We start from the raw sequence: 25,196 nt of genomic DNA on the forward strand, positions 1-25,196 counted from the left end.
CCGGGCCCGATCCGGGGCGGCAGCGGCGCAGGCCATGATCCAGGACGGCACGGGCGTACGTACGGTGGAGGCATGGACGGCCTGAGCGAACTGGACCAGCGGATCACCGAGTGCCGCGCCTGCCCCCGCCTCGTCGCGTGGCGCGAGGAGGTGGCGCGCACCAAGCGCGCGGCGTTCGAGGACTGGGACTACTGGGGGCGGCCCGTGCCCGGCTTCGGGCCGCACGACGCCGCGCTCCTCATCGTCGGCCTCGCGCCCGCCGCGCACGGCGCGAACCGCACCGGCCGGATGTTCACCGGCGACCGCTCGGGCGCGTTCCTCTACCCGGCGCTGTACGACGTCGGGCTCGCCTCCCGCCCCACGGCGGAGAGCGCCGACGACGGCCTGACGCTGTACGGCACCCGCATCACCTCACCCGTGCACTGCGCGCCGCCCGCCAACAAACCCACCACGCAGGAGCGCGACACCTGCCGCTCCTGGCTGGTGAGCGAGCTGAAGCTGCTCGCCCCGACGCTCAGGGCGGTCGTCGTGCTCGGCGGCTTCGGCTGGCAGGCCGCGTTCCCCGCCTTCGCCGCGGCGGGCTGGCAGGTGCCGAGGCCGCGCCCGACGTTCGGGCACGGGGCGCACGTGCGGCTCGCGGCCGACCCGGAGCAGGAGCCGCAGGAGCCGCTCGACGTGTTCGGCTGCTACCACGTCAGCCAGCGCAACACGTTCACCGGACGGCTCACCCCAAAGATGCTGCGGGAGGTGTTGCGCACGGCGGCCTTCGAGGCGGGGCTGCACCCGAACGGCCCAGCACAGTGAGCCGCGCCGGGCCCTGATTCCTACGTTGAGGACGTGGACGAGACTCGCACGGCCAAGCCCTCCGGCGCCGCCTACCGCAACCTGGCGATGGCGACCATCGGGTTCACGCTCACCTTCTGGGCGTGGGACCTGGTGGCCCCGCTCGGCAGCGACTTCAAGGACCGGCTGAACCTGAGCTCCTTCGAGCAGTCGCTCCTGGTCGCCGTCCCGGTGATCGTCGGCTCGCTGGGCCGCGTACCGGTCGGCGCCCTCACCGACCGGTACGGCGCCCGGAAGATGTTCCCCCTCGTCTCGGCGCTCACCATCAGTCCGGTGCTGCTGATCATCCCGGCCAAGCACAGCTTCGGCGCGATGCTCGCGGTCGGCTTCCTGCTCGGCCTCGGCGGGACGACGTTCGCCATCGGCATCCCCCTGGTGAACTCCTGGTTCCCGCCCGCCCGCAGGGGCTTCGCCCTCGGCGTCTTCGGCATGGGCATGGGCGGTGTGGCGCTCTCCGGCTACTTCACCCCGCGCATCGCCAAGCACGGCGAGAACCTGCCGTTCATCATCGTGGCGATCGCCCTCGCCGCCTTCGCGGTGCTCGCCTCGCTCCTCATCACCGACCGCCCCGACCGGCCCGTCCCCACCAGCTCCCTCGGCACCAGGCTCGGGCAGGCGGGACGTCTGAGGGTCACGTGGGAGCTCTCCGCCCTCTACGCGATCGGCTTCGGCGGAATCGTCGCCTTCGGGGTGTACCTGCCCACGTACCTGAAGACCTGGTACGACCTCTCGCCCACCGACGCGGGCACCAAGGCGGCCGGGTTCGCGCTCGTCACCGTGATCTTCCGGCCCATCGGCGGCTGGCTCTCCGACCGGATCCACCCGGCCACGGTCACCACGGTCGCTCTCGCGGTCGTCGCGCTCTTCGCCGTCGTGCAGGCCTTCGACCCGACGCTGAACCCGGTGGGCACGATCTGCTTCCTGCTCATGGCGGCGGGCCTCGGCACCGCGAGCGGCAGCGTCTTCGCGCTCGTCTCCCAGGTCACCCCGCAGGCGCAGGTCGGCTCCGTCACCGGCATCGTGGGCGCGGTGGGCGGTCTCGGCGGGTTCCTGCCGCCGCTGGTCATGGGCGCGATCTACAGCGCCAAGGACTCGTACTCGATCGGCTTCATGCTCCTCTCCGACCTGGCGCTCGCGGGCTGCGTGTACGCCTACGGGCGCATGCGAAACGCGAAGGCGGATTGAGCCGGGGCGCGGTTACCCTGCCCCGATGGCTCTCTATCCGGATATCGAACCCTACGACCACGGCATGCTCGACGTCGGCGACGGCAACCGCGTGTACTGGGAGGCCTGCGGCAACCCGCACGGCAAGCCGGCCGTGGTGCTGCACGGAGGCCCCGGTTCCGGCTGTACGCCCTTGTTCCGCCGGTACTTCGACCCCGACGCGTACCGGATCGTCCTGCTCGACCAGCGCGGCGCCGGCCGCTCCACGCCCCACGCGAGCGACCCGGCGACCGACATGGGCGTCAACACGATCAAGCACCTGACGGCCGACCTGGAGCTGCTGCGGCGTCACTTGGGCATCGGGCGGTGGCTCGTGTGGGGCGTCTCGTTCGGGTCCGTGCTGGGCCTCCGTTACGCGCAGACGTACCCGGACCGCGTCTCGGAACTGGTCCTCACGGGCATCGCCACGGGCAGCCGCGCCGAGGTCGACCTGCTGACGCGGGGGCTCGGCCGGTTCTTCCCCGAGGCGTGGGAGGCGTTCCGCGACGGAGTGCCGGAGGCGGAGCGGGACGGGGACCTGGCCGCCGCCTACAACCGGCTCCTGGAGTCACCCGACCCGGACGTGCGGGCGACCGCGGCGCGGGCCTGGACGGACTGGGAGACGGCGTGCGTACCGGCGCCGCCGCGGTCCGTGCCGCGCTACGAGGACGCGGCCTTCCGGGCCGGTTTCGCGCGTACCGTCACGCACTACTTCGCCCACGACCACTGGCTGGGCGGCGACGAGGTCGTCCTGCGGGACGCGGATTCCCTCCGGGGCATCCCGGGCGTGATGGTGCAGGGCACCCTGGACTTCGGGAATCTCCTCGGCATCCCGTGGCGGCTGCGGCAGGCGTGGCCCGACAGCGAGCTGGTGCTCGTCGATCTGGCGGGCCACAACGCGGGGGCGAGCGGTGTCGCGGAGGCGCTGACGGCGGCGACGGACCGGTTCCGTCGGCGCTGACCCCGAGCGGCGGCCGTCGGAGTGATTTTCGGGTGAACCGTGGTCGTGGCGGCGGGGGTTCGGGGTGCCGCGAGGGCGGGCCGACCGCAGACTCCGGGAAAGCGCCGGGCAGGACCGGCGCCGAGCCACTGGAGCCGCCCGGTGTCCCCGTCGTCCCCCCGCCGCCTCCGTTCGCGTCTTGCTTCCCTCTCTCCTCGCCGCCCCAGCCTGCGGGTGGCTCTCGCCGCGGCGCTGCTTCTGGGCGGGGTGGGGGCAGGCTCCGCCGGCACCGCCTCCGCCGATGCCGTCGCCCCCGCGTTCTGGGTCGACCCGCAGAGCGCCGCCGCCCGTCAGGCCGCGCAGTGGCGGCGGGCAGGGCGGGAGGGCGACGCACGGCTCATCGAACGCATCGCGACGCGGCCCCAGGCGGGCTGGCTGCACAGCGACGGGGCCGGTGCCGTGGTGCGGGAGCACGTCGAGGCGGCGTCCGGGGCGGGACGCACGGCGGTGCTCGTGGCGTACTTCATTCCGCACCGGGACTGCGGCGCGTACTCGTCGGGCGGGGCCCGGGACGCGGCGCACTACCGCCGGTGGATCGACGACTTCGCCTCGGGCCTCGGCGCGCGCGGCGCGTACGTGATCGTCGAACCGGACGCGGTCGCCCATCTGGTGGCGGGCTGCCCGGGCGCGGACGCGGCCGAACGGTACGAGCTGCTCGCCTACGCCGTCCAGCGCCTGAAGCGGCAACCGCACACGAAGGTGTACCTCGACGCGGGCAACGCGGGCTGGATCCCCGACGAACGGCGCCTGATCACCCCGCTGCGCAGTGCGGGCATCGCCCAGGCCGACGGCTTCGCCGTGAACGTCTCCAACTTCCAGACCGACGCGACCAGTTCCGCGTACGCCCACCGTCTCGCCCGAGAACTCGGCGGCGGCAAGCACTTCGTCATCGACACCAGCCGCAACGGAAACGGCCCGTACCGAGGCGCCCAGTCCTGGTGCAACCCGCCCGGCCGCGCCCTCGGCACACCCCCCACCACCAGAACCGGCGACCCCTCCCTCGACGCCTACCTGTGGATCAAACGCCCCGGCGAGTCGGACGGAACGTGCCGGGGCGGCCCACGGGCGGGCCAGTGGTGGCCGGAGTACGCACTGGGCCTGGCAAGTCGGGCGCGGGGGTAGGCCCTAGGGGCGGTCGGGTACGCCGGCGGTGGCGGTGATCTCGACGAGCTGCCCCCGATAGCCGAGGCAGGACGTGCCGAGCAGGGTGGACGTGTGCGGCCCGGCGTGCAGGGCGGAACCGCTCACGACCTCCCACGCCGCGCCGAGCGCCTCGGGCTGGTCACCGACCACGTACACCGTGCTGGCGACCACCTGCGACAGATCGCTGCCCACCGCGCGCAGGGCCTCGTCGAGATTGGCGATGACCTGAGCGGTCTGCCGGGGGATGTCGCCCTCCCCGACGAGGTTCCCCTCGGCATCGAGCGGGACGGAGCCCGCCATGAAGGCGAGCCGGGTGCCGGCCTCGACGACGGCGGCGTGGGCGTAACCGGGAGGCGGGAAGAGGGTGGGGACGACGGTGCGTTCGGGTGCGGTCATGGGACGAGCGTGCGGGGCCGTCGCCGCGTACGCATCCGATTTTCGCCCGGCTGCGAGGCGGCCCGGGGCGGCCTCGTGGTTCGGCCCTCCAGGTGGCTCACCGCACAGCCGCCGGTGAACTTCCCCCGCGTACCCGCAGAGCGGGGCTCCCCGAGCCGTCCGCCCGGGTCGTCCAGATGTCCTGCTTGCGGCCGTTCCCGCCCGGCAGGGCGTACGCGAGGGTGTCGTTGTCCAGCCAGGCCGCCTGGTCGTCGACGCTGTGCTGTTCGGCGAGCGGATGCTCGCGCATGGTGCGCAGGTCGAGGACGTACAGCCGCCACGGGTCCCGCGTCCCCTTTCGTACCCGCTTCTTGAAGGCGATGCGCGTGTTGTCGGGGGAGAGCGAGGGGCACTCGACGTTGGCACGCAGGGTGGTCGCCGACCACTTCGCCATGTCGCCACGGACCAGGTACGTCTTGCCCTTCGTCGACACCGTCGCGTAGAAGCGGTTGTCGTCCTTCGCGAAGGTCACGCCCCAGTAGTTGACGTCGGGGGAGTGGTAGCGGCGGCCGCCGAGGGTGAGGGGGATCTCCTCCATGTTCTTGATGAGGTAACCCGTACGGGTGTCCAGGATCGACGTGCGGGTGGAGAACGACGAGCCCGCGTACGAGTCGCCCGTGGCGAACATCGTCCAGGACAGCATCCGGCCCGACGCCGAGACGCGCGCCCGGTTGGGGATGCCGGTCAGGGCGATCCGGCGCTTCTCGCGGAGCCGGTCGTCCAGGACGACCGCGTACGACTTGGGCGGGATCCCGGACCTGCGTTGCAGGCACAGCCCCGTGCCCGCGGCGGCGTAGAAGCGCTCGCAGGACGGGCCGCCGCCGGTGCGTGCGCCGCCGCCCCCGCCGGAGACCGGGACGCGTGCGACCCGGCCCGCCGTCTCCGTCGTACTGCGGAAGTAGAGCTTGCCGCGGGCCAGGCCGAATTCCGACGTCGCATCGGCTGATGCGGCGCGGTCCGCCGCCTGCAGCGTGTACGTGACGGCGACGCCCGTGAGGACCGCCGCCGCGGCGGCCACGGCGACGACGCGGGAGCGGAGGGAGGGGGACTGTGACTTCACGAGGGGCCTCCGGAAGATGTGTCGGACCGCGGGAGCAGCACCGCCGCCCCGGCGACCGCCACCGTCAGGGCGAGCACCGCGCAGGTCAGCGCGGTCTCGACGCCCCACAACGTCCACGCCGCACCGAACCCGGCCGCGGCGACGAGCCGGGCCAGGGCCTGCCCGGTCTGCAGGACGGCCATGCCGCTCGCCCGCCGCTCCTGGGCGACCACGGGGGCGACCAACGCCATCAACACGCCGTCGGTGGCCGCGTAGAAGATTCCGAGGAGCAGCAGTACGCCGATGAGGAGAGGCCGGCCGTCGGTGGGCGCGAGCAGGAGGACGTAACCGCCGAGCAGCGCGACGTGCCCGGCGAGGAACGGCACGCGGCGCCCGACGCGGTCGGCGAGCCGCCCCGCCGGGACGGCGAGCAACAGGTAGACGGCGGCGGCGCCGAGCGGCAGCAGCGGGAACCACGAGATGGCGAAGTCGAGCCGCCGCTGGAGGAGGAGGTAGAGGAACGCGTCACCGATGGTGGCGCCGCCGAGCAGAGCCGCCGCGCCGAGGACGCGCCGGAAGGCGGGGGCGCGGAGCAGACCCAGGGCGCGAGGACGTGGGGCGGCGGGGTGGTGGCGGTCGGGGGCGGGGCTCGGTGGTCGCGGCGGTCGCGGTGGCGTCTGCGACAAGTGCCCCGGCACGAACGCGACGAGCATCAGCACCCCGAGCAGCCCGAAGCAGAAGCTGACGACGAACACGGCGTCGTACGCGTCCGCCGTCGCCCACAGCAGCGCGAAGGCGGCGAGCGGTCCGAGCAGCGCGCCCGTCGTGTCCATCGCCCGGTGCACACCGAAGGCGCGGCCCAGCGTGTCGGGCGGGCTGCTCAGCGAGATGAGGGCGTCGCGCGGCGCGGTGCGCACGCCCTTGCCGATGCGGTCGGCGGCGAGGGCCGCGCCGATCCCCGCGGTGGCGCCGCCCGCGAGGAGCAGTCCGAGCCGGGAGAGCGCGGAGAGGGCGTAGCCGCCGCCCGCGACCAGCTTGTGCCGGCCGCCGCGGTCGGCGGCGTACCCGCCGGCCAGCCGCACCAGGGCCGTGACTCCGTTGTAGAGCCCGTCGAGGAAGCCGAACTGGAGAGGGGAGAGGCCGAGTTGGAGGACGAAGTAGAGCGGCAGGACGGCGGTGACCATCTCGGAGGAGATGTCCGTGACCAGGCTGACCGCGCCGAGCGCGAGGACGGGTCCCGCGACGCGGCCGCGCCGGGCCCCGGACTGTTCCTGTTCCGAGGCCTTGGCGACCGCGTCGGTGGTGGCCAGATACATGGCGTTCGCGTTCGTCCGGCTCAGCGGCAGCTGTAGGACGGGCTGGTGTCCTTCGTGGACCCGTCCGTGCCGACGAGGTTCCAGGAGAAGCCGGTGTCGGTGAAGTTCAGCTTCACGACACCGAAGGTGTCGGTGAGCCGCTTCTGGCTGTTGGGCTGGACTTCCTCGATGTCGTACGGGTTGGCGCCGCCCATGCCGCCGAGCAGCTCGACGATGCCGTCGGCGTCGGCCTTGCCGTCCGCGTTCTGCGGGGCGAACCGTTCGTAGTGGTGGTCGTGGCCGTTGAGGACCAGCTCGGCCTTGTTGGCCTGGAGCAGCTTCCAGACCGGGCGGCCGACCGGGTCGTTGCCGTGCTCGCCGGAGGAGAAGAGCGGGTGGTGCCAGTACGCGGCGACGCACTTCTTGGAGTTGGCGGCGAGATCGTCCTTGAGCCAGTCGATCTGTTCGTCGTCGTCGAAGTTGTTGGAGTCGAGGGCGATGAAGTGCCAGTTGCCCTGGTCGAAGCTGTAGTAGCTCTCGCCTTCGGGATAGGCGACGGACCCGAAGTAGGACTTGTAGCCCTTGAACGCGCCCGCCGGGTCGTAGCTCTCGTGGTTGCCGGGGACGGGCCGCGTCTTGTTTTTGAAGGCGCCCCAGGTCGTGTCGTAGTACTTCTGGAAGTCCTTCAGGCGCGCGTCGTCGTACTGGTTGTCGCCCATGGTCATCACGAAGGACGGGTTGATCTGCTTGACCAGAGCGGCGGTCTTGGGGTGCTTGCAGCTGCTGCTGCTCGCCGTGCACTGCTCCGCGATGTCACCCGCGGCGACCGCCGTGAACCCGGCGCGGGCCGCGGCGGTGGGAGAGGCGTCGGCCTCCCCGGCGGGGGACCACAGCAGTACGCCGCCGACGAGGGCGAGCGAGGCGCCGGCGGCGATGGGGAGGCCCAGGCGCGCCTTGCGGGAGTTCTTACCGGGGTTCTTACCGGAGTTCTTGCGGGGATTCGTGGCGCGAGGGGTGAGCGGCATGTCCGTCTCCTCGGGTGGCGTGGGGGGGTGCCGAGCCGTCTTCGGGAATCCTGGCGATGCGGCATGTGCGCGTCAATAACTTGGGGTGAATTATTGTTAGGAAAGTTTCCTGCCAGTGTTCATGTGGGGTGGGTGCCCGGGGCGGGTGGGGAGTTCGGGGCGTGTGGGGTGATTCGGGCTGGGGGGGGGGCTTGCGGGAGGTTGCGGTGCTGGTTGCGGCGGCGTTGTCAGTGGCCTCGCCTAGGGTGGCGAGCACGAGTGGCAGGTGCGTGAGCAGGGGCTGAGCGAGGCGGTGGTGAGGATGGGGGCCGAGGTGCCGAAGGGTGGCGACGACGCCGCTCCCGTACGCTCCGGTGCCGCTCTTGTACGTTCCCGTGCCGCTCTCGTGCGTTCCTGTGCCGCCGTCTTCCTTCCGGCGGAGGTGCCGCGGGAGGGGCGGGTCGCCTTCTGGGACCCCGGCCTGAACCGGAACGCGAACCCGCATCCGGACCGGAGCCCGAGCCCGGAGAGCGGGTCCGTCGAGGCCGGCGTCGGCGGGCAGCTGCTGGACGGTTGCGGCGGCGTACGCGGTGACCTGGTCGTCGCCCGCAAGCACGGCAAGGGCGCGCGGAGCCGCACGGTGCCCGCGCTGTTCCTGCCGGTCGCCGAAGCGGTGCCGCTGCTGCTCCGTGCCGAGCGCCCGCACCCCGCGGTGGCCTGCTGGGGCGCCGCCGCCCGGCACGCCCTGCACCTGGCGGCGCGGGGCAGGATGCTGCCCGGCCTGACGCCGGGAGACGTGGACGCGTGGCGGGCGGGCCCGCTGGACGAGGCCGACGTCGTCCACCTGCGTGCCATCGCCGCGGCGCTCCCCGCGGAGGCGCACGCGGTGCCCCTGCCGGGGCGCGGGCCGGGCCCCCTGCTGCTTCCGCAGCCGTTCGCCCTGATCAGAGCCTTCGTGGACGCGGTGCTCGACGCCCTGCCCCGCACACCGGCCGCCCCGCACGCGGTCGGCGCCCCCTTCGCCGCGCGCGAGCCGCAACACCTGCCGGGCGCCCGGGAGTGGGCGGCCGAGGTGGCCGCCGGCATGGACGCGGGGGTACGCGTGTCCCTGCGCCTCGACCTGCGGGCCCACGAGGTGTTCGACGGGGGTGAGACGGAGGGCTCCCGGGGCGGAGCGGGCGACACCGGTGGGGAGGCCGCCGACGTGGCCGTCGCCGATGCGGGGGCCGACCCCGCGGAGCGCCGCGCCGCCGTCGCCAGTCCCGCCGCCGCTGTCGTCCAGGTGCACAGTCTCGCCGACCCGGCGCTCGTCGCGGACGTGCCCGAGCTCTGGGCCGGTACCGATCACTTCGGGCCGCGTGCCCGCGTCGACACACTGCTCGCGCTGCGCCGCGCGGCCCGCGTGTGGCCTCCGCTCGGCAGGCTCCTGGAGCGGCCGCGGCCCGACGTGCTGCCGCTGGGCGAGGAGGAGTTGTACGACCTCCTGGGTGCCGCGGCCGGCCGGCTCGCCGCGGCGGGCGTGGCCGTCCACTGGCCCAGGGAGCTCACCCGCGGCCTCACCGCGACCGCCGTCGTCCGCCCCGCCCCCGGTACCGCGGCCGACAACTTCGACTTCTTCAAGACCGAGGAACTCCTCGAATTCCGCTGGCAGTTGGCCCTCGGCGACCAGGCGGACGACCCGCTGACCGAGGCGGAGCTCGACGTCCTCGCGGAGGCGCACCGCCCGGTCGTCCGGCTCCGGGACCAGTGGGTTCTGGTCGACCCCGAACTCGTCCGCAAGGCGCGCAAGCGGGACCTCGGCCTGCTCGACCCGGTGGACGCCCTGTCGGTCGCGCTGACCGGCACCGCCGAGGTCGACGGCGAGCAGGTGCCCGCCGTGCCGGTCGGCGCGCTGGCGAGGCTGCGCGAGCGGGTGACGGGAGACCTCGACGTACTGGCGCCGCCGCCGGGCCTGCACGCGACCCTCCGTGACTACCAGCTCAAGGGTCTCGCCTGGCTCGACCGCATGACGTCCCTCGGCCTCGGCGGCTGCCTCGCCGACGACATGGGCCTCGGCAAGACGATCACCGTCATCGCCCTGCACCTGCACCGCGCGCAGGGCGAACACCCGGTCGGCGCGCAGATCGAACACCCGGTCGCCGCGGAGGGCGAACATGCGCTCGGCGCGGAGGGTGAAGACCCGCTCGCCGCGGAGGGCGAAGACCCGCTCGGCGCGCGGGCCGAAGACCGCCGGCCTGTGCGGGACGGCGGTTCCGCGCCGACGCTCGTGGTCTGCCCGGCGTCGCTGCTCGGCAACTGGCAGCGCGAGATCGAGCGGTTCGCGCCCGGCGAGCCGGTCCGCCGCTTCCACGGCACGGGCCGTACTCTCACCGGCCTGACCGGCGGCTTCGTCCTCACCACGTACGGCACGATGCGCACGAGCGCATCCGAACTGGCCGCCCAGAAGTGGGGCCTCGTCGTCGCGGACGAGGCGCAGCACGTCAAGAATCCGTACGCGGCGACGGCGAAGGCGCTGCGCACGATCCCCTCCCCGGCGCGCGTCGCGCTCACCGGTACCCCGGTCGAGAACAACCTGTCCGAGCTGTGGGCGCTGCTCGACTGGACGACGCCGGGCCTGCTCGGCCCCCTGAAGGCGTTCCGGGCCCGCCACGCACGCCTGGTGGAGGGCGGCGACCCCCCAGGGACCGGCGCGGACGACGACGCGCTGGACCGCCTGGCCCGCCTCGTCCGCCCCTTCCTCCTGCGCCGCAAGAAGTCGGATCCGGGTATCGCGCCGGAGCTGCCGCCGAAGACGGAGACCGACCACCCGGTGACCCTCACCCGTGAACAGACCTCGCTGTACGAGGCGGTGGTGCGCGAGACCCTCGCCCGCATCGAGGCGTCGGACGGCATGGCGCGGCGCGGCCTGGTCATGAAGCTGCTGATGGCGCTCAAGCAGATCTGCAACCACCCGGCGCAGTACCTGAAGGACGGCATGCTCACGACCCGGACGGGCCGCCCGCGTTCGGGCAAGCTGGAACTCCTGGACGAGCTCCTCGACACGATCCTCGCCGAGTCGGAGAGCGCGGGCGCGGTCCTGATCTTCACGCAGTACGTGGAGATGGCACGCCTCCTGGAGGCGCACCTGACCGCGCGCGGCATCCCTTCCCAGCTCCTGCACGGCGGCACGCCGGTCGCGCGCCGCGAGGAGATGGTGGACCGCTTCCAGTCGGGCGAGGTCCCGGTTTTCCTGCTCTCCCTGAAGGCTGCGGGCACGGGCCTGAACCTGACCCGGGCGGGCCACGTGATCCACTACGACCGCTGGTGGAACCCGGCAGTCGAGGAGCAGGCCACCGACCGTGCGTACCGCATCGGCCAGACCCAGCCCGTCCAGGTCCACCGCCTGGTCACCGAGGGCACGGTCGAGGACCGTATCGCGGAACTCCTCGCCGCGAAGCAGGCGTTGGCGGACGCGGTGCTCGGCGACGGCGGCGAGGCGGCGCTCACGGAACTGTCCGACGCGGAACTGGCGGACCTGGTCGCACTGAGGAGGGCGGCATGACGCCGCGGGGCAGGCCGGTACGGGGCGGCGGGCTCGGCTGGGCCAGCGGCATGAGCGAGACGAGCCGCATGGGCAGCGGCCGCGTCTTCCCCGCCCTGCCGAAGCATCCCGACCCCGGGGCGCCCTTCGCCACGTCCTGGTGGGGCAACGCGTGGATCGACGCGCTGGAGGAGAGTGCGCTGGACCAGGCGCGGCTGGCCCGTGGCCGTACGTATGCGCGCGACGGCGCGGTCGACACGATCACCGTCGCGCCGGGCCGCATCGTCGCGTACGTCCACGGCAGCCGTCCCCGTCCGTACCGGGCGGAGATCCGCATGCGGACGATGCTTCCCGAGCACTGGGACCGCTTCCTGGACGTGGTCGCCACGGATCCCGCGCGCATCGCCGCGCTGCTCGACCAGGAGATGCCGCACGCGCTGGCCGCCGCGGCGGACCGGGCGGACGTCCCCCTCCTCCCCGGCGCCCGCGAACTGGCCCCCTCCTGCACGTGCCCGGACCGCGGCCACCCCTGCAAACACGCGGCAGCCCTCGCCTACCAAACGGCCCGCCTCCTGGACGCGGACCCCTTCGTACTCCTGCTGCTGCGCGGCGGAGAGGAACAGGACCTGCTGGACGAACTGTCCCGGAGAAACGCTCGGAGAGGAGCGGCGGAGGCGGCGGAGGCGCTTCGGGGGGCGGGGGCCACGGATGAGCCCCGCGAGGCGGGGGCCGCGGGCGAACCCCGCACCGCGGGGGCCGCGGGCGAACCCCGCACCGCGGGGACCGCGAGAGGGCGCCGCTTCGCGTCGGGGACGGCGGGGGAGCGCAGGGGCGCGGAGGCGGCGGAACGGCCCTCGGCGGAGGCTGCCCGCCAGCCGTCCCCCGGTGAACGCCAGCCGCCCTCGGGTGACGGCCCAACCCCTCCGGGCGGACAGCAGCCGCACACGGACAGCGGGCCCGGCCCTGTCGGGAGACAGCAGCTGTACTCGGACGGCGGTTCCGTCGCTCCCGGCGAGCGGCAGTCGCACTTGGACGGCGGCCGGGTTCCTGCGGGCGGGCCGCAGTCGCACTCGGTCAGCGGTCCCGGCCCTGGCGGAGGGCAGCAGTTGTACTCGGGCGGTGGTTCCGTCGCTCCCGGCGAGCGGCAGTCGCACTTGGACGGCGGCCGGGTTCCTGCGGGCGGGCCGCAGTCGCACTCGGTCAGCGGGGCTGACCCGGCGGGCGGGCAGCAGTCGCACTCGGTCAGTGGGCCCGACCCTGTCGGCGGGCAGCGGTTGTACCCGGACGGCGGTCCCGCCGGCCTCGGCGAGCAGCAGTCGCACCCGGACATTGCCCCCGCAGGCGGACAGCAGCCGACCCCGGACAGCGGCCACGCCCTTCCGGACGGACAGCAGCCGACCCCGGGCACCCGCCCCGCCCCTTCCGGCGGCCAGCGGTCGTACCCGGACAATGGCCACGCCCTCCCGGGCGGACAGCAAGCGCCCCGGGACACCGGCCCCGTCCTCCCCGGCGTCCTGGCTCGCGAGGCTCTCGCTACGGCGTATCGCTCACCGTTGCCGGCTCCGCTCGCGCCACCGTCGCATCCGGGCGAGCCCCCGGTCCTTCCCGCCCTCCCCGGCGCCCCGGACCCGACGGCGTTGGAGTTTCTGGTGACGGACGCGGCGCGCAGGGCCCACGCGTTTCTCACGGCGGAGGCGGGTGCGGAGCCGTTCGCGGGGGACGCTTCCCTCTGGCACGACGCGGTCCGCCTCGCGGCCTCGCACCCGGGCCTCACCGGTCGCCGCACTTTCAGCCGTCAGTTCGCCGAGCTGGCCCGGTCGGTGGGGCGCACCCCCGCCGACCTCTCCCGCGCGGCGGCCGCCTGGCGGCAGGGCGGTGAGGAGGGTCTGAGAACGCTGGAGAGTCCCTGGGACCCGCCGGCCGGCCCCTTCGACAGGGCCCGCGGTGCCCTGGTCGCGGCCGACCTGCCGCGGATGACGATCCACCGCAACCGGCTCACCAACGCGCAAGGCACGCTCCAGCTACGCTACGGGACGGACGGCCGCTGGTACCCGTACCGGAGCGAGCCGGGCGGCGACGGCTGGTGGCCCGAGGGGGAGGCGGACGTCGACCCGGTGGGGGCGCTGGCGGGCGTGGCCGAGGCGTAGGTCGGGCCAGGGATCAGCCCCGAGATCACGTCAGGGATCAGGCCCGGGATCAGGCCCGGAGGTGTGACAGAAGCTCGTCCCCCGCCGGGTAGGGGCGCTCCTCCGGCAGCAGCCGAGCCGCCGCTTCCTCGTCCCCGTCCCGTACGAGGCCGTGGATCTCACGCGCACGGTCGGTGACGTCGGTGATCGAGACCGTCCACTCGTCCGCGAAAGAGCGGGATGCCTCGCCGGAGAGGCCCAGTTGAAGGCTGCGGTACGGGAGGGCGTTGAGGTGGAGGTCGCGTTCCGGGTCCCACTGGACGCGGGCGGGCGAGCGGCGCAACTCGCGCTTCCACGCGGCCTCATCGGTGTGGAGGCCGCGCACGTAGTGGGAGAGGCACGCGTTGCGGAGCGCCCAGTCGAAGCCCTCACGGGTGATCTCGACGGCCAGGACGGTCTGTTGGTCCTCCTTGGTCGCCCAGCCGCAGCGGTACATCATCCACAGGAAGGACGGCTTGATCCACGTCATGCGGTCCCGCTTCCAGGCGGCGGGAAACCGCCCGGTGCGGGCCGCGGGGACGCCGAGTGCCGGGGCGTACGCCTGATAGACGGTGATGGTCGTGTCGGTGTGCAGGGCACGGATCCGGTGGTTCATAGAAGATCAGCCTGCAGCCGCAGGTGGCGGCGCGCCAGCGAATTTCACCCGGTCAGGAGGGCGTTGAAATACCTTCGGAGATACTTTCGTACATGCCTTGGGACATGCCTTGGGAGATGTCCTGGGGGTCCTCAGAAGTCGACCCGGGTCCGTTCGTCCAGCCGCGCCACCGAGTCCTGCGCGAACTTCTTCTCGTAGTCGCTGCGGATCTCCTCGATCTGGACGTCCCGCCTGCGCGCCTCGGTCGTCGGGTACAGCAGGATCAGTTCGTACGAACGCTCGCGCTCGATCTTGCCGTTGGAGTCGCGCCACTGCCCGCGCCCGTTCTGGATGGTCAGCCCGTCGGGGAAGCCCGGCGTGACCTCCTTGTCGATGAAGGCCATGAACTGCTTGTCCGTCACGGCGGGCCCGCCGTCGGGGCGTTCGGTGCCGAAGAAGAGCCGCGTCTCGGTGAAGGGCTTGCCACGGGCGACGGTCGACGCGGCGGTCGACGTGGCGGCCTGCGCGTCGGACGACGAGGACGAGGGCGGTGTGGACTTCGCTCCGTCGTCGAGTGAGGCGTAGGCGGCCGGGGCGCCGACGGCCAGCACGGCGGTCGCCACGCCGGCCACGGCGAGGCGGGTGCCGGAGAGGCGGGGGAGGGTGAGGGCCATGGCGGGTTCCCTTTCCGGACAGGGGTTGGGGGACGAGGGGAAGGGGCGGGGGTTTTGGCGGCGCCGACCCCCGCGTACGCGCGTAGCCGAGGCGGGAGTCGTGGATCCTTGACGGCGGCAAACCGTAGCGGAACCGGATGCGTCCGATGCCCTTCTTCCTGCGGTATGGCCTGTTTGGCCCCCTGTTGGTTTAACGCGGGCGTGACACTCGCCCCGTTCCCAGCCGGTAGGCCCTGAGGTCCCGCCAGCCCTTCCCCGGGCCGTCCGTCGCGATCAAGTGGACGGAGCTCACGTGGCTGGTCAGGGGCAGCGACGGGGCGAGCTGCGACTCCAGGGCGTCGTAGGCCGCCGCATAGGTGTCCGGGCCCTCGTCGTTCGCCAGGGTGAGGTGGGGTGCCGGGGGCGGGGTGAAGATGCCGCGGTAGGGGAGCGCCTCCGGCCAGCGGTCCGTGAGGGACCGGGTGAGGGCGCTCACGGGGGTCTCCGGGGTCGGTGCGAGGTACAGGACGCCCGGGTAGCGGCGGAATTCGTCGAACGTGAGGGTGAAAGCGGGGTGGGCGGCGAAGAGGTCCGTCAGGTCGGCGTGGGTGCTTGGGGTGAGGCGGGACTCGTTGAGGAACGGGTAGAGCACCGTCACGTGGGCGGGAAAGCCGGCCCGCACCAAGGGGTTCGCCTCGGGGATGCGGAGGGTGAGGGCCGTGTCGCCGGGGACGTCGGGCCAGCCGTCCGAGTCCGCCGCCCCGGCTTGCGCCGTCCCTGTCTCCGCCGCCCCGCTTTCCTCCGTGCGTTCGCGTGTCTCCGTGCTCACTGCGTGCGGCGCAGGTGTGCCGAGAGGTGGTGCTGCAACGGCTGGTTCACCGCCGCCATGTCGTGGGTGAAGGCGAGCGTGCCGTCGTCGGCCAGCGTGTAGCGGCGGCGGGTCGCCGTGACGTTCTTGGCGGTGGGGGTGAGCGCGACGTCGTGCGTGGAGAGGTCGACCGTGCCGTCGGCCGCGTGGCCGACCGCGATCTCCGCGATGCCGGTGGGCTGGGTGACCAATGCCTCCACCCGGCCGTCGGGCTGCAGCCGCCACCAGCCGCTTTCCCGCGCCGCGGGCCGCAGCGGGGCGTCGTCGGCGTCGAGCAGCCAGGCCCTGGCCTCGTAACGGAGGAAGGGCCGGCCGTCGTGGCTGAACGTCACCTCCTGCGCGTACGTGAAGTCCGCGGGCAGCGTCGGGTACTCGCCCCGGCCCCGCCCGTGCCACCGGCCCAGCAGTCCGAGCACGGGCGCGAGCAGCGCGTGCGGGGCGGGGGCCGCCGCGGTCTCGCCGCTGTGGCTCTCGGGGTACGGGTACGAGGACGGGTGCTCCGGCGCGGGGTCGAACACGGTGGGGCTCCTGGGGGAGGGGCGACAGGTGAGCTGACTCGGCGAAGCTTAGGGCTCCCGCTCCCACGCGACCCACGGACGTCACCCCGACCCCGCACAGACACCCCCCCGCCCCCGGCGACAGGCGCGACCCCACCCTCGGTGACGAGCACCCTCCTGCCTCGGGTGACGGGCCCGGCTCTGCTTCTCGTGACGAGCACCCTCCTGCCTCGGGTGACGGGCCCGACTCTGCTTCCCGTGACGGGCGGCGCCCTGCTTCCCGCGACGGGCCCGGCCCTGCCTCCCATGGGCACGGCCCCGCCTCCCCCGGCAGGCACAGCCCCGCCCCCCCGGCAGGCACAGCCCCGCCTCCCCCCCCACGACCGGCACCGCCCCCTAAGGCTGAATCCGTATCCACACCGGCGCGTGGTCCGACCCCGGCGCCTCCCTCCGTACCGCCGGATCCCCGTCCTCCACCGACGGCAGCGCGCTCGCCGCGGCGCCCGGCGCGCCCGTGCCCGCGCCGCGGACCTGGTCCATCAGGCCACGGCTCACCAGCACGTGGTCGATGAGTTCGCGGCGGCCCGCGTGGATGCGCGAGAAGCGCTGGTCGGCCGGGATCAGTGGCGCGACGTTCCACAGCCGCGTCGCGTCACCCTTGTCCGGGCGGTCGAAGCCCGGCGTGCCGATCTCGGAGCCGGGCGGGCCCAGCAGGATCTGCGTCGTCGCGGCCCCCACCTCGTCGTTGAGGTCCCCGAGCACGGCGACCCCGTGCTCGCGACCGTCGCCCCGCAGCCGCTGATCGGCGACGGCACGGACCGTGGTCGCCTCGGCCGCGCGGCGGTTCAGGGCGTACGCGCCGTACCGCGCGCGTTCGCCCTCGCCGTGCGGGAAGAAGCGCCCGCCGGGGTACGACAGCAGCTTCGACTTGAGGTGGCACACGACCGCGTCGAAGAAGAACGCCCGCGTCGACACCGTCACCGCGAGGACGCCCCGCCCGGCCCGCGCCGTCGTCCGGCCCGAGTCGTCGACCTGCACCGGCCGCACCGGCTCCGGGAAACCGGACTCGTCGGCGACGACGAAGACGGGGAGGCTGGTGAGGAAGCCGACCCGTATCCCCCGGTCGTCCGCGTGCTGCGAGAGCGTGACGTGCCAGGTGCCCTCGAGCAGGCCCGCCAGATCTTCGAGCGCCGCAGGGTCGCCGACCTCCTGCACCCCGAGGACGCTCGGCCTCAGCGTGGTGATCGTCGCCGCGAGCGAGGCCAGCTTCGCCTCGTACGCGGCCTTGTCCTTGGGGCCGAACTGCCCGCCGGGGCGGTAGAGGTTCTCCAGGTTCCACGTGCCGATGATCATCGCCGACTCCTCGTCCCGACTGCCTGGTCCGCGTCCCCTCGGCCGATCGGCGGGTAGGGCCAGCGTGCCCGCGAAACCGTCCCCGCGACAGGGCTGCCGGATGCGCACTCGCACTACCTTGAAAGGATGACGCCGCCTCCCGCGCCCGGACCCGCCGGACTCATCACGCACGGCCCCGACGGCCCCGCCGACCTCGTCATCACCGGCTGCACCGCGCTGACCCACGATCAGCGAGGGGAGATCGTCTTCGTCGAGGACGCCACGATCGTCGTACGGGACGGAATCATCACCTCAGTCACATCAGGCGCTCCCGCAACCGCCACTGCCCCTGCAACCGCAACCGTTCCCACAAACGCCACTACCCCTGCAACCGCAACCGTTCCCACAAACGCCACTGCCCCCGCAACCGCAACCGTCCCCACAAACACCCCCGCAACCGCGACCGTCACGCACATCGACGGCCGCGGCACCGTCGCCCTCCCCGGGCTCATCAACTGCCACACCCACACACCGATGGTCGCCCTGCGCGGTCTCGCCGAGGATCTGCCCGCCCACGCGTGGTTCAACGACTGGATCTGGCCCGTCGAGTCCAACCTCACCGAGCGCGTCGTCGGGCTCGGCGCGCGGCTCGCCTGTGCCGAGATGATCCGCGGCGGCGTCACCACCTTCGCCGACCACTACTTCGCGATGGACGAGGTCGCCGCCGCCACCGACGAGAGCGGCCTGCGCGCCGTCCTCGGCCAGGCCTGCTTCAGCACGCAGGGCCCCGAAGGCCGTGCCGCCTCCCTCGACTTCGCGCTCCGGCAGCGGGGCGCGGCCGACGGGCGCATCACCACCTGCCTCGCCCCGCACGCCCCCTACACCGTCGACGAGGCCGACCTCGCCGCGACCGCCGAACTCGCCCGGCGGCACGGCCTCCTGGTCCACATCCACGCCGCCGAGAACCGCGAGCAGACCGACAACAGTTTGGCCCGCCACGGTCGCACGCCCATCGAGATCCTGGAACGCGCGGGGCTCCTCGACACCGACGTGCTCCTCGCCCACGTCACCGGCCTCGACACCGCCCGCGACCTGCCCGTTCTGCGCAGGGCCGCGGAACGCTCCGGGGGCCGCGTCGCCGTCGCCTCCGCGCCCCGCGGCTATCTGAAGTTCGGCTGGGACACGACACCCCTACGGGCCCTGCGGGAAGCGGGCGTCCCGGTCGGCCTCGCCACGGACGGTGCCGCGTCCAACAACACACTCGACGTGTGGGAGTCCATGACGCTCACCGCGCTCGTCCAGAAGTCCGTGGAGCGCGACCCCACCTGGCTCACCGCCCGCCAGGCCCTGGACCACGCCACCCTGCAGAGCGCGCGGGCCGTCGGACTCGGGGACGAGATCGGCAGCCTCGCCACCGGGCGGCGGGCCGACATCGTCCTCGTCGACATGACGGGCCCGCACACCCAGCCCGTGCACGACCTCGCGGCCACGCTCGTGCACAGCGCGCGCTCCGGCGACGTACGGACGACGATCGTGGCCGGACGGGTCCTGATGCGCGACCGCCGCCTGCTGACCCTCGACGTGCCGGACATCGTCGGCGAGTTGAGCGGGCTGCTGCCCGGACTCGTCGACCGCAGCCATGGGAAACGGATCCAGGAGTACGAGGGGTAGGCGGAGGAAAGAACGGGGCGGGGCGACGGACGGGCCGCGAGATCCGGTGGCGCCCGTCGACGCGTTCCAGGGGTCCGCGCGAACTCCCCGTGACGCTCTGAAAGTTCTCCGGAACTTCTTCGCCCGCGAGCGATGAGTTCCGCGAAGTCCGCCGGTCCACCCTTCGCAGACGTATCGAAGACGTACGCGCCCGAAGGGTGGAGGAGACACACCATGGGACTTCCGGACATCGTCACGCGCGAGGAGTGGCTCACCGAGCGTGAGGAGTTGCTGGCCAAGGAGAAGGCCGCCACCCGCGCACGCGACGCGCTCAACGCCGAACGGCGCGGGCTGCCGATGGTCGAGGTCGACAAGGAGTACTACTTCGACGGCTACGACGGAAAGGCGACCCTGCTCGACCTCTTCGACGGCAGGGACCAACTGATCGTCTACCACTTCATGTTCGCCCCCGAATGGGACGCGGGCTGCCGCAGCTGCTCCGGGTTCCTGGACCAGATCGGGCACCTCGCGCACCTGCGGGCCCGGAACACGAACTTCGTCGCCGTGTCCCGCGCACCGTTCACCAAACTGCTGACGTTCAAGGCACGGATGGGCTGGACCGTGCCCTGGTACTCGACGAACGGCGGCGACTTCAACCACGACTTCCTGGCGTCCTCGCCCGAGGAGCCGCACGATGTGCCCGCGATCAACTGCTTCCTGCGGTACGGCGACCGGATCTTCCACACCTACGCGACGTTCGCCCGCGGCCTGGACGGCATCGGCTCCACCACGAGCCTCCTCGACCTCACCGCGCTGGGCCGGCAGGAGGAGTGGGAGGAGCCCGCGGGGCGCGCCTCGGTGTACGGAGCACCGGCGGGCAGCGCACGGGTCCGGTACCACGACGAGTACGACGACTGAGCGAAAAACCGGGGAGACCCCGGGGAGAACCCTGGGAAATGCCCCGACTCCGTCTCGATTCTGTCACGTCGCGCATCCTTGGGAGCGTCCCACGCGTTCTCTTCGATACGGCGCACGCGACGACAGCGCGCGCAACGGAACGACGACGGGGGACAGGGATCATGATGAACGGACGACTGGTACTGGAACGCTTTCCCGCGGGCGGACCGCGCGGCTCGTGGCCCGCGGAGGAGTTCGCGCGGGACCGGCGGCAGGAGGGCCAGCCCGCCGAGGTCGTCATGGACCTCGCGTCGGACGCCTTCCTGGTGATCGTGCGCGTACCGGCCGAGGTCGCGGAGATGGCCCCGGCCGCCTGAACACGAGTACGAAGGCCGGCCCGGAACCGCCGGGCCCGGCGGCGCGCTCAGGCCGTGAGGGCCCGGGACCACCCCGGCACGGTCCCCGTGACCCGGCACAGCGCCAGATACAGCGGAATCGGCGGGGTATAGGGAACGTCGTCCGCAGGACGGTTGATGAGCACCGGACGACAGTCCGCGTCCCGCACCACCGCTCCCGCCGAGTACGCGACCGGCGCGGGCCACTCCATCGCCACGTCGGAGTCCGCCGGCACGATCCACCACCACCGCGCCCCGTCCTCGTACACACACCCCACCCGGGGCAGCCGGGACATCAGACCGGGGCCCAGTGCCGCGGGCACCGCCACCGCGTCGCAGCCGAGCGGCTCCGTCATCCCCTCGGGCAGATCGAGCCGCAGGGACCGCGGTGCCGGTCGTCTCCCGGCGCGCTGCCGCCGTCGCGACAGACGGACCAACGTGTTCAAGTCCAACGGCCGCACCGTACCCGCGCTCACATGCCCCCCGCCCGTGCCACTGCCACTGCCACGCTCGATCGTTCCGTTCTACGTCTCTACGCGTACGCCGCCGCTGTCGTCGTCACCGACGACGCCGTCCGCCGCAACTCCGCCCACACCGTGCGCCCGATACCGGGCCCCGCGTCGTGGACGCCCCACGCACTGCTCACCGCGTCGACGAGAAGCAATCCCCTCCCGTGCTCATCGTCGGCCCCCCTGTGCACCGGGCGCGGCATCCCTGAACCGCAGCCCTCGTCACGTACGGCTATGCGCAGCTTCTCCGAATCCGCGCAGAGCTCGCAGATGATCCGCCGGCTCGCGGTGTGCACCACGGCATTGGTGACCAGTTCGGAGAGAACGAGTGCCGCCGCGTCGCAGGCGTCGTCGTCGCGCACCGCCCACCCGTCCAGCTGCGTCCGCATCAGGCGTCTGGCCTGTGCGACGGAGCCCGGACGAGGTGCGAGGGCGAAACTGACGCAGACCTCGGCGCCCTCGGGCGACGCCTCGGCGAGATCGCCAGGACGGCCTTCGGTGGCTTCGGTTCGTAACGGCGCGGGCGGAGTCACGCTCTCCACTATCGCCCCGCCCCGAACACCTTGGCAAGACCCACTCTGAAAAGTGCACAGTGGCGTGTTCCTCCGAGACGGCACATGGCACACTGCTCGCTACAGCTCGCGGTGCGGTGTGAGTTGAGGCAACGCGGAGTCAGGTGGAGGTAGGAGACGTGAGCGAACCGCGGTCCGCGCCGACCGTCGGCCAAGTCGTTCTCGGTCGTCGCCTGCAGGACCTGCGTGAGGGCGCGGGTCTGAAACGCGAGGAGGCGGCGAAGATCCTGCGCGTCGCCCCCGCCACCGTCCGGCGGATGGAGACGGCCGAGGTCGCGCTGAAGATCCCGTACCTCCAGCTGCTCCTGAAGTCGTACGGAGTCGCGGACGACGAGGCCGACGCCTTCGTCATGCTCGCCGAAGAGGCCAACAAGCCCGGCTGGTGGCAGCGGTTCCACGACATCCTGCCGAACTGGTTCAGCATGTACGTGAGCCTGGAGGGGGCCGCGAGCCTCATCAGGTCGTACGAACCCCACTTCGTGCCGGGACTCCTGCAGACCGAGGAGTACGCGCGCGCGGTGATGCGCTCCGGCGCCATCGGCCAGACCCGGCCCGCGGACATCGAGCGGTACGTGGCGCTCCGGATGGAGCGTCAGGCGCTGCTCACCCGTGAGGACGCGCCCCGCCTGTGGGTGGTGATGGACGAGACCGCGCTGCGCAGGCCGGTCGGCGACGCGGATCTGATGCGGGACCAGGTCGACCGGCTCCTCGAAGCCGCCGAACTGCCCCATGTCACCCTGCAGGTCGCGACCTTCGCGGCGGGCCCGCATCCCGGCACGTTCGGACCGTTCGTGCTCTTCCGCTTCGCCATGGCGGAGCTGCCCGACATGGTCTACAGCGAGTACCTGACCGGCGCCGTCTACCTCGACGCGCGCACTGAGGTGGCGACCCACCTCGAGGTCATGGACCGCATGGCGGCGCAGGCCGCCACCGCACAACGCACGAAGGAGCTCCTCCGGGACCTCCGCAAGGAGCTGTGACATGGACCGACACCGATCCGGAACGCGCCCTGCCGGTCCGCGTTCACCCGGGGCCCGCGACGACTCGCGCAGTGAGATCAGGGAGTCCCGGATCTACAACGGCATGCCCGCCCGCGACCTCGGCACCGAGGGCTGGCACAAGCCCTGGAGCGGCGGCAACGGCGGCAACTGCCTCGAAGCCATGAAGCTGGCCGATGGACGCGTCGCCGTGCGCCAGTCCGCCGACCCCGACGGTCCCGCGCTCATCTACACCCACGGGGAGATCAACGCGTTCATCCAGGGCGCGAAGGCGGGCGAGGCGGACTTCCTGCTCTCGTAGCCGCACTCTCCCACTGCCGTCTCCTCCCGCAACCGCCGTACGTCTCCGGGTCCCCGCCGCCGCCCCCGCTTGGAGTTCGCATGACCGACTCGTCGTACATCGACACCAGCAAGCCGCACCCCGCGCGGATGTACGACTGGTTCCTCGGGGGCAAGGACAACTACCCCGTGGACGAGGAGATGGGCCGGCAGCTCGTCGCCATGGACGGGCGGGTCCTGACGACGGCGCGGGCCAACCGCGCGTTCATGCAGCGCGCCACGCGCTGGCTCGCCTCCCAGGGCGTACGGCAGTTCCTGGACATCGGCACCGGCATACCGACCGAGCCGAACCTCCACCAGATCGCCCAGAGGGTCGCCCCCGAGTCCCGGATCGTCTACTGCGACAACGATCCCATCGTCCTCGCCCACGCGGAGGCGCTGCTGCGCTCGACCCCGCAAGGCGTCACCGAGTACATCCAGGCGGACTTCCGCCAGCCGGAGACAATCCTGGAAGAGGCCTCGAAGGTCCTCGACCTCGAACGGCCCGTCGCCCTGTGCTTGGTCGCGCTGCTGCACTTCATCGCGGACGAGGACGGCGCGTACGACCTGGTGCACCGGCTGATGCGGGCACTGCCCGCCGGCAGCCACCTGATGCTGTCGCACGGTACGGCCGACTTCACCCCGGACACGGCGAAAGAGGCCGGGGAGCTCTACAAGGCGCGGGGCATGACGCTGGCACTGCGCTCGCAGGCCGAGGTGGAACGCTTCTTCGAGGGGTACGAGCTGGTGGCGCCCGGCGTGGCGGTCCTCGACCGGTGGAAGCCGGAACTGGGCGAGTGGACACCGGAGTCGGGGGACGGCCCCACGCCGGGGTACGGGGCGGTGGCGCGCAAGCCCTGACGCCGCCCCCGGCCGCCGGTTAGGTGAGGGCCAGGATGAAGGCCGCCGTCGCGGCGAGCGACGCGCCGGTGCGGACGTGGTTCCACACGGTCCACTCACGGACGTACGTACGCCAGTACGCGGCGCCTTCCGCGCTGTCCGGGTCCACCTCGGCGAGGGCGTCGTTGCGCGGAATGTTCGCCGCGACGGTCACCCCGAACGAGCCGACGACATAGAGCGCGCTGCCCAGCAGCAGCTCGACCGTGCCCTCGTCGGGCCAGAGCACGAACGTCACGACGGCCAGCACCACGCACAGCCCCGTCGCCCCCAGGAAGACGGCCATGAAGGCGGGAGTGACCGCGGCGACGTTGATGCGGTTCATCGCGGTGATGCCCTGGGCCGGGGGCAGCGCGGCGAGCCCCTTCATCACGAAGGTCGAGAACGCGGCGAAGACGCCGGCGGCGAGGCCGCAGGCGAGCGCCCCCAGCACGGTGAGCACGAAGTACGGTCCGTCGATCATGACAACTCCCGTGGGGACTGGGGCGGTTGTGCCCGGTGGTGGGCGGGGCGAGTGATCCTCCAGGGCGACACCCCGTCCCCACAAGTCAATTGCCGCAGGTCCACGAATGCCATACGCGACGCTCGCGGCCGCATGCGCCGTCGTCTCCCACGGTCCGGACCTCAGGGTTCCTGGTTCGGACTTCAGGGTTCCCGGTTCGGACCTCGGGGTTTCCGCCAGGCGCGCAGCGTCGACTCGACATCGGCGGCGATCCGTCGCCGCGCCTCCCCGCGGGGCACTCCGCCCATCAGCAACTGGTCATAGGGCGTGGCCGTGTGGCGTACCGCCGCCGCGACCGCCGCTGTCACCGCCGCCCTCGACAGGGCCCGCCCCGCCGCGCTCCGCCCCACCCGGCCGCTGCCCCGCACCGACGCGTGCGCGGCGATGGCGTGGGCGCGGTCCCGGGGGCAGCCGGGGAAGAGCCGGTGGATCTCCGCGGCGAACGCCTCCGTGAAGCGGATGTCCTCCGCGGCCCGGCGCGCCGCGTCCCGGATCCGCCGCCGCGCCCTCGCCTCCGCGTCCGCGAGGCAGCGCTCCTCGGCGCGGGCGAGCGCGGCCTCCTCGACGAGGACGCCCTGCCGCTCGTACCGGCCGCGGCGCCGGTGGAAGCGGACGACGACCGCCGAGAGCCCGCTGTCCTCACGGGCCCGACGGGTGAGAGCGGTGTCGCCGCGCGGCAGGTACACGAGGTGCCCGAGGTCGGCACAGTCCAGGCAGCGCGGCTCGCCGCCCTCCAGGGCGAGCAGTGTGAGCGGTCCCGCGCCGCACTCCGCACAGTGCCGCCGCTTCAACGGCTGGACGACAAGGGGGCCGGCGGGGACGGCCGGGGCGGCGGAAGGGTCGGGTCGGGTCGCCATGCCCTGTTC

Annotated in this window: 25 protein-coding genes; 12 read left to right on the forward strand and 13 right to left on the reverse strand. The window is 72.8% G+C overall.

What is annotated here, in order from left to right; all coding sequences use genetic code 11:
• Positions 1-72 precede the first annotated feature (72 nt).
• The 4 genes from AC07DO_RS05765 to AC07DO_RS05780 all read left to right on the forward strand — a co-directional run bounded on the left by AC07DO_RS05765 (position 73) and on the right by AC07DO_RS05780 (position 4,168).
• The gene (locus AC07DO_RS05765) at positions 73-804 is read left to right on the forward strand and encodes a uracil-DNA glycosylase (RefSeq protein ID WP_479057334.1); all 732 of its coding nucleotides are present in this window, start codon (positions 73-75) and stop codon (positions 802-804) included.
• Positions 805-891: 87 nt separating this feature from the next.
• Positions 892-2,028, forward strand: a complete 1,137-nt coding sequence (locus tag AC07DO_RS05770) for a nitrate/nitrite transporter (protein WP_479057539.1) — start codon at positions 892-894, stop codon at positions 2,026-2,028.
• Between the two features lie 25 nt (positions 2,029-2,053).
• Complete coding sequence (gene pip / locus AC07DO_RS05775; RefSeq protein ID WP_479057335.1) at positions 2,054-3,007, forward strand: prolyl aminopeptidase; 954 nt, start codon at positions 2,054-2,056, stop codon at positions 3,005-3,007.
• Positions 3,008-3,214: 207 nt separating this feature from the next.
• Positions 3,215-4,168, forward strand: a complete 954-nt coding sequence (locus tag AC07DO_RS05780) for a glycoside hydrolase family 6 protein (protein ID WP_479057540.1) — start codon at positions 3,215-3,217, stop codon at positions 4,166-4,168.
• Positions 4,169-4,171: 3 nt separating this feature from the next.
• On the opposite strand, the gene AC07DO_RS05785 is transcribed toward AC07DO_RS05780, so the two are convergent.
• The 4 genes from AC07DO_RS05785 to AC07DO_RS05800 all read right to left on the reverse strand — a co-directional run bounded on the left by AC07DO_RS05785 (position 4,172) and on the right by AC07DO_RS05800 (position 7,983).
• A complete protein-coding gene (locus AC07DO_RS05785) occupies positions 4,172-4,585 on the reverse strand; it encodes a RidA family protein (protein WP_479057336.1) in 414 nt (137 codons plus the stop codon).
• 97 nt (positions 4,586-4,682) lie between these two features.
• Positions 4,683-5,684: a TolB-like translocation protein gene (locus AC07DO_RS05790; RefSeq protein WP_479057337.1), complete on the reverse strand. Its 1,002-nt coding sequence runs from the start codon at positions 5,682-5,684 to the stop codon at positions 4,683-4,685.
• On the reverse strand, positions 5,681-6,979 hold the full coding sequence (locus AC07DO_RS05795) for an MFS transporter (protein ID WP_479057338.1): 1,299 nt from the start codon (positions 6,977-6,979) through the stop codon (positions 5,681-5,683). Before AC07DO_RS05795 ends, AC07DO_RS05790 begins: the two co-directional genes overlap by 4 nt.
• A gap of 20 nt (positions 6,980-6,999) precedes the next feature.
• Positions 7,000-7,983, reverse strand: coding sequence for a metallophosphoesterase family protein (locus tag AC07DO_RS05800; RefSeq protein WP_479057339.1), 984 nt, complete (start codon positions 7,981-7,983; stop codon positions 7,000-7,002).
• Between the two features lie 301 nt (positions 7,984-8,284).
• On the opposite strand from AC07DO_RS05800, the gene AC07DO_RS05805 reads away from it, so the two are divergent.
• Together AC07DO_RS05805 and AC07DO_RS05810 are read left to right on the forward strand one after the other, a co-directional pair.
• Positions 8,285-11,503 (forward strand): DEAD/DEAH box helicase, encoded by a 3,219-nt coding sequence (locus tag AC07DO_RS05805; protein WP_479057541.1) that lies wholly within the window; start codon positions 8,285-8,287, stop codon positions 11,501-11,503.
• Entirely contained in the window at positions 11,500-13,629 is a 2,130-nt protein-coding gene (locus AC07DO_RS05810; RefSeq protein WP_479057340.1) for an SWIM zinc finger family protein, read from the forward strand. Before AC07DO_RS05805 ends, AC07DO_RS05810 begins: the two co-directional genes overlap by 4 nt.
• 49 nt (positions 13,630-13,678) lie before the next feature.
• On the opposite strand, the gene AC07DO_RS05815 is transcribed toward AC07DO_RS05810, so the two are convergent.
• The 5 genes from AC07DO_RS05815 to AC07DO_RS05835 all read right to left on the reverse strand — a co-directional run bounded on the left by AC07DO_RS05815 (position 13,679) and on the right by AC07DO_RS05835 (position 17,613).
• Positions 13,679-14,263, reverse strand: coding sequence for a DUF4291 domain-containing protein (locus AC07DO_RS05815; protein ID WP_479057341.1), 585 nt, complete (start codon positions 14,261-14,263; stop codon positions 13,679-13,681).
• Positions 14,264-14,394: 131 nt separating this feature from the next.
• Positions 14,395-14,916 (reverse strand): DUF3574 domain-containing protein, encoded by a 522-nt coding sequence (locus AC07DO_RS05820; protein ID WP_479057342.1) that lies wholly within the window; start codon positions 14,914-14,916, stop codon positions 14,395-14,397.
• A gap of 190 nt (positions 14,917-15,106) precedes the next feature.
• Entirely contained in the window at positions 15,107-15,724 is a 618-nt protein-coding gene (locus tag AC07DO_RS05825) for a 2'-5' RNA ligase family protein (protein WP_479057343.1), read from the reverse strand.
• The gene (locus AC07DO_RS05830) at positions 15,721-16,281 is read right to left on the reverse strand and encodes a heme-binding beta-barrel domain-containing protein (RefSeq protein ID WP_479057344.1); all 561 of its coding nucleotides are present in this window, start codon (positions 16,279-16,281) and stop codon (positions 15,721-15,723) included. Before AC07DO_RS05830 ends, AC07DO_RS05825 begins: the two co-directional genes overlap by 4 nt.
• Before the next feature lie 375 nt (positions 16,282-16,656).
• Positions 16,657-17,613, reverse strand: coding sequence for an endonuclease/exonuclease/phosphatase family protein (locus AC07DO_RS05835; protein WP_479057345.1), 957 nt, complete (start codon positions 17,611-17,613; stop codon positions 16,657-16,659).
• A gap of 126 nt (positions 17,614-17,739) precedes the next feature.
• On the opposite strand from AC07DO_RS05835, the gene AC07DO_RS05840 reads away from it, so the two are divergent.
• From AC07DO_RS05840 to AC07DO_RS05850, 3 genes are all read left to right on the forward strand, one after another.
• Entirely contained in the window at positions 17,740-19,263 is a 1,524-nt protein-coding gene (locus AC07DO_RS05840; RefSeq protein ID WP_479057346.1) for an amidohydrolase, read from the forward strand.
• 213 nt (positions 19,264-19,476) lie between these two features.
• Positions 19,477-20,160, forward strand: coding sequence for a DUF899 domain-containing protein (locus tag AC07DO_RS05845; RefSeq protein ID WP_479057347.1), 684 nt, complete (start codon positions 19,477-19,479; stop codon positions 20,158-20,160).
• Between the two features lie 164 nt (positions 20,161-20,324).
• Complete coding sequence (locus AC07DO_RS05850; RefSeq protein WP_479057542.1) at positions 20,325-20,516, forward strand: hypothetical protein; 192 nt, start codon at positions 20,325-20,327, stop codon at positions 20,514-20,516.
• 47 nt (positions 20,517-20,563) lie between these two features.
• On the opposite strand, the gene AC07DO_RS05855 is transcribed toward AC07DO_RS05850, so the two are convergent.
• Both AC07DO_RS05855 and AC07DO_RS05860 read right to left on the reverse strand, forming a co-directional pair.
• Positions 20,564-20,986: a hypothetical protein gene (locus tag AC07DO_RS05855; RefSeq protein WP_479057348.1), complete on the reverse strand. Its 423-nt coding sequence runs from the start codon at positions 20,984-20,986 to the stop codon at positions 20,564-20,566.
• 80 nt (positions 20,987-21,066) lie between these two features.
• Complete coding sequence (locus tag AC07DO_RS05860) at positions 21,067-21,576, reverse strand: ATP-binding protein (RefSeq protein ID WP_479057349.1); 510 nt, start codon at positions 21,574-21,576, stop codon at positions 21,067-21,069.
• Between the two features lie 158 nt (positions 21,577-21,734).
• On the opposite strand from AC07DO_RS05860, the gene AC07DO_RS05865 reads away from it, so the two are divergent.
• The 3 genes from AC07DO_RS05865 (at position 21,735) to AC07DO_RS05875 (ending at position 23,792) form a co-directional block, all read left to right on the forward strand.
• Positions 21,735-22,595: a helix-turn-helix domain-containing protein gene (locus AC07DO_RS05865; protein ID WP_479057350.1), complete on the forward strand. Its 861-nt coding sequence runs from the start codon at positions 21,735-21,737 to the stop codon at positions 22,593-22,595.
• A gap of 103 nt (positions 22,596-22,698) precedes the next feature.
• Positions 22,699-22,914, forward strand: a complete 216-nt coding sequence (locus tag AC07DO_RS05870; RefSeq protein ID WP_479057543.1) for a DUF397 domain-containing protein — start codon at positions 22,699-22,701, stop codon at positions 22,912-22,914.
• An 80-nt stretch (positions 22,915-22,994) separates the two neighbouring features.
• Positions 22,995-23,792, forward strand: a complete 798-nt coding sequence (locus AC07DO_RS05875) for an SAM-dependent methyltransferase (protein ID WP_479057351.1) — start codon at positions 22,995-22,997, stop codon at positions 23,790-23,792.
• Positions 23,793-23,811: 19 nt separating this feature from the next.
• On the opposite strand, the gene AC07DO_RS05880 is transcribed toward AC07DO_RS05875, so the two are convergent.
• Positions 23,812-24,291, reverse strand: a complete 480-nt coding sequence (locus AC07DO_RS05880) for an anthrone oxygenase family protein (RefSeq protein WP_479057352.1) — start codon at positions 24,289-24,291, stop codon at positions 23,812-23,814.
• A 182-nt stretch (positions 24,292-24,473) separates the two neighbouring features.
• Positions 24,474-25,187: a DUF2293 domain-containing protein gene (locus AC07DO_RS05885; RefSeq protein ID WP_479057353.1), complete on the reverse strand. Its 714-nt coding sequence runs from the start codon at positions 25,185-25,187 to the stop codon at positions 24,474-24,476.
• Positions 25,188-25,196 lie beyond the last annotated feature (9 nt).

This window comes from Streptomyces sp. NPDC045678, assembly GCF_056432085.1.

Bases quoted from the DNA above. Each gene is read 5' to 3' on its own strand.
- AC07DO_RS05795 (WP_479057338.1), bottom strand. From the start codon at position 6,979: ATGTATCTGGCCACCACCGACGCGGTCGCCAAGGCCTCGGAACAGGAA.
- AC07DO_RS05770 (WP_479057539.1), top strand. From the start codon at position 892: ATGGCGACCATCGGGTTCACGCTCACCTTCTGGGCGTGGGACCTGGTG.
- AC07DO_RS05820 (WP_479057342.1), bottom strand. From the start codon at position 14,916: ATGGCCCTCACCCTCCCCCGCCTCTCCGGCACCCGCCTCGCCGTGGCC.
- AC07DO_RS05870 (WP_479057543.1), top strand. From the start codon at position 22,699: ATGCCCGCCCGCGACCTCGGCACCGAGGGCTGGCACAAGCCCTGGAGC.
- AC07DO_RS05840 (WP_479057346.1), top strand. From the start codon at position 17,740: ATGACGCCGCCTCCCGCGCCCGGACCCGCCGGACTCATCACGCACGGC.
- AC07DO_RS05850 (WP_479057542.1), top strand. From the start codon at position 20,325: ATGAACGGACGACTGGTACTGGAACGCTTTCCCGCGGGCGGACCGCGC.
- pip (WP_479057335.1), top strand. From the start codon at position 2,054: ATGGCTCTCTATCCGGATATCGAACCCTACGACCACGGCATGCTCGAC.
- AC07DO_RS05785 (WP_479057336.1), bottom strand. From the start codon at position 4,585: ATGACCGCACCCGAACGCACCGTCGTCCCCACCCTCTTCCCGCCTCCC.
- AC07DO_RS05880 (WP_479057352.1), bottom strand. From the start codon at position 24,291: ATGATCGACGGACCGTACTTCGTGCTCACCGTGCTGGGGGCGCTCGCC.
- AC07DO_RS05885 (WP_479057353.1), bottom strand. From the start codon at position 25,187: ATGGCGACCCGACCCGACCCTTCCGCCGCCCCGGCCGTCCCCGCCGGC.
- AC07DO_RS05805 (WP_479057541.1), top strand. From the start codon at position 8,285: ATGGGGGCCGAGGTGCCGAAGGGTGGCGACGACGCCGCTCCCGTACGC.
- AC07DO_RS05835 (WP_479057345.1), bottom strand. From the start codon at position 17,613: ATGATCATCGGCACGTGGAACCTGGAGAACCTCTACCGCCCCGGCGGG.
- AC07DO_RS05845 (WP_479057347.1), top strand. From the start codon at position 19,477: ATGGGACTTCCGGACATCGTCACGCGCGAGGAGTGGCTCACCGAGCGT.
- AC07DO_RS05800 (WP_479057339.1), bottom strand. From the start codon at position 7,983: ATGCCGCTCACCCCTCGCGCCACGAATCCCCGCAAGAACTCCGGTAAG.
- AC07DO_RS05875 (WP_479057351.1), top strand. From the start codon at position 22,995: ATGACCGACTCGTCGTACATCGACACCAGCAAGCCGCACCCCGCGCGG.
- AC07DO_RS05815 (WP_479057341.1), bottom strand. From the start codon at position 14,263: ATGAACCACCGGATCCGTGCCCTGCACACCGACACGACCATCACCGTC.
- AC07DO_RS05765 (WP_479057334.1), top strand. From the start codon at position 73: ATGGACGGCCTGAGCGAACTGGACCAGCGGATCACCGAGTGCCGCGCC.
- AC07DO_RS05810 (WP_479057340.1), top strand. From the start codon at position 11,500: ATGACGCCGCGGGGCAGGCCGGTACGGGGCGGCGGGCTCGGCTGGGCC.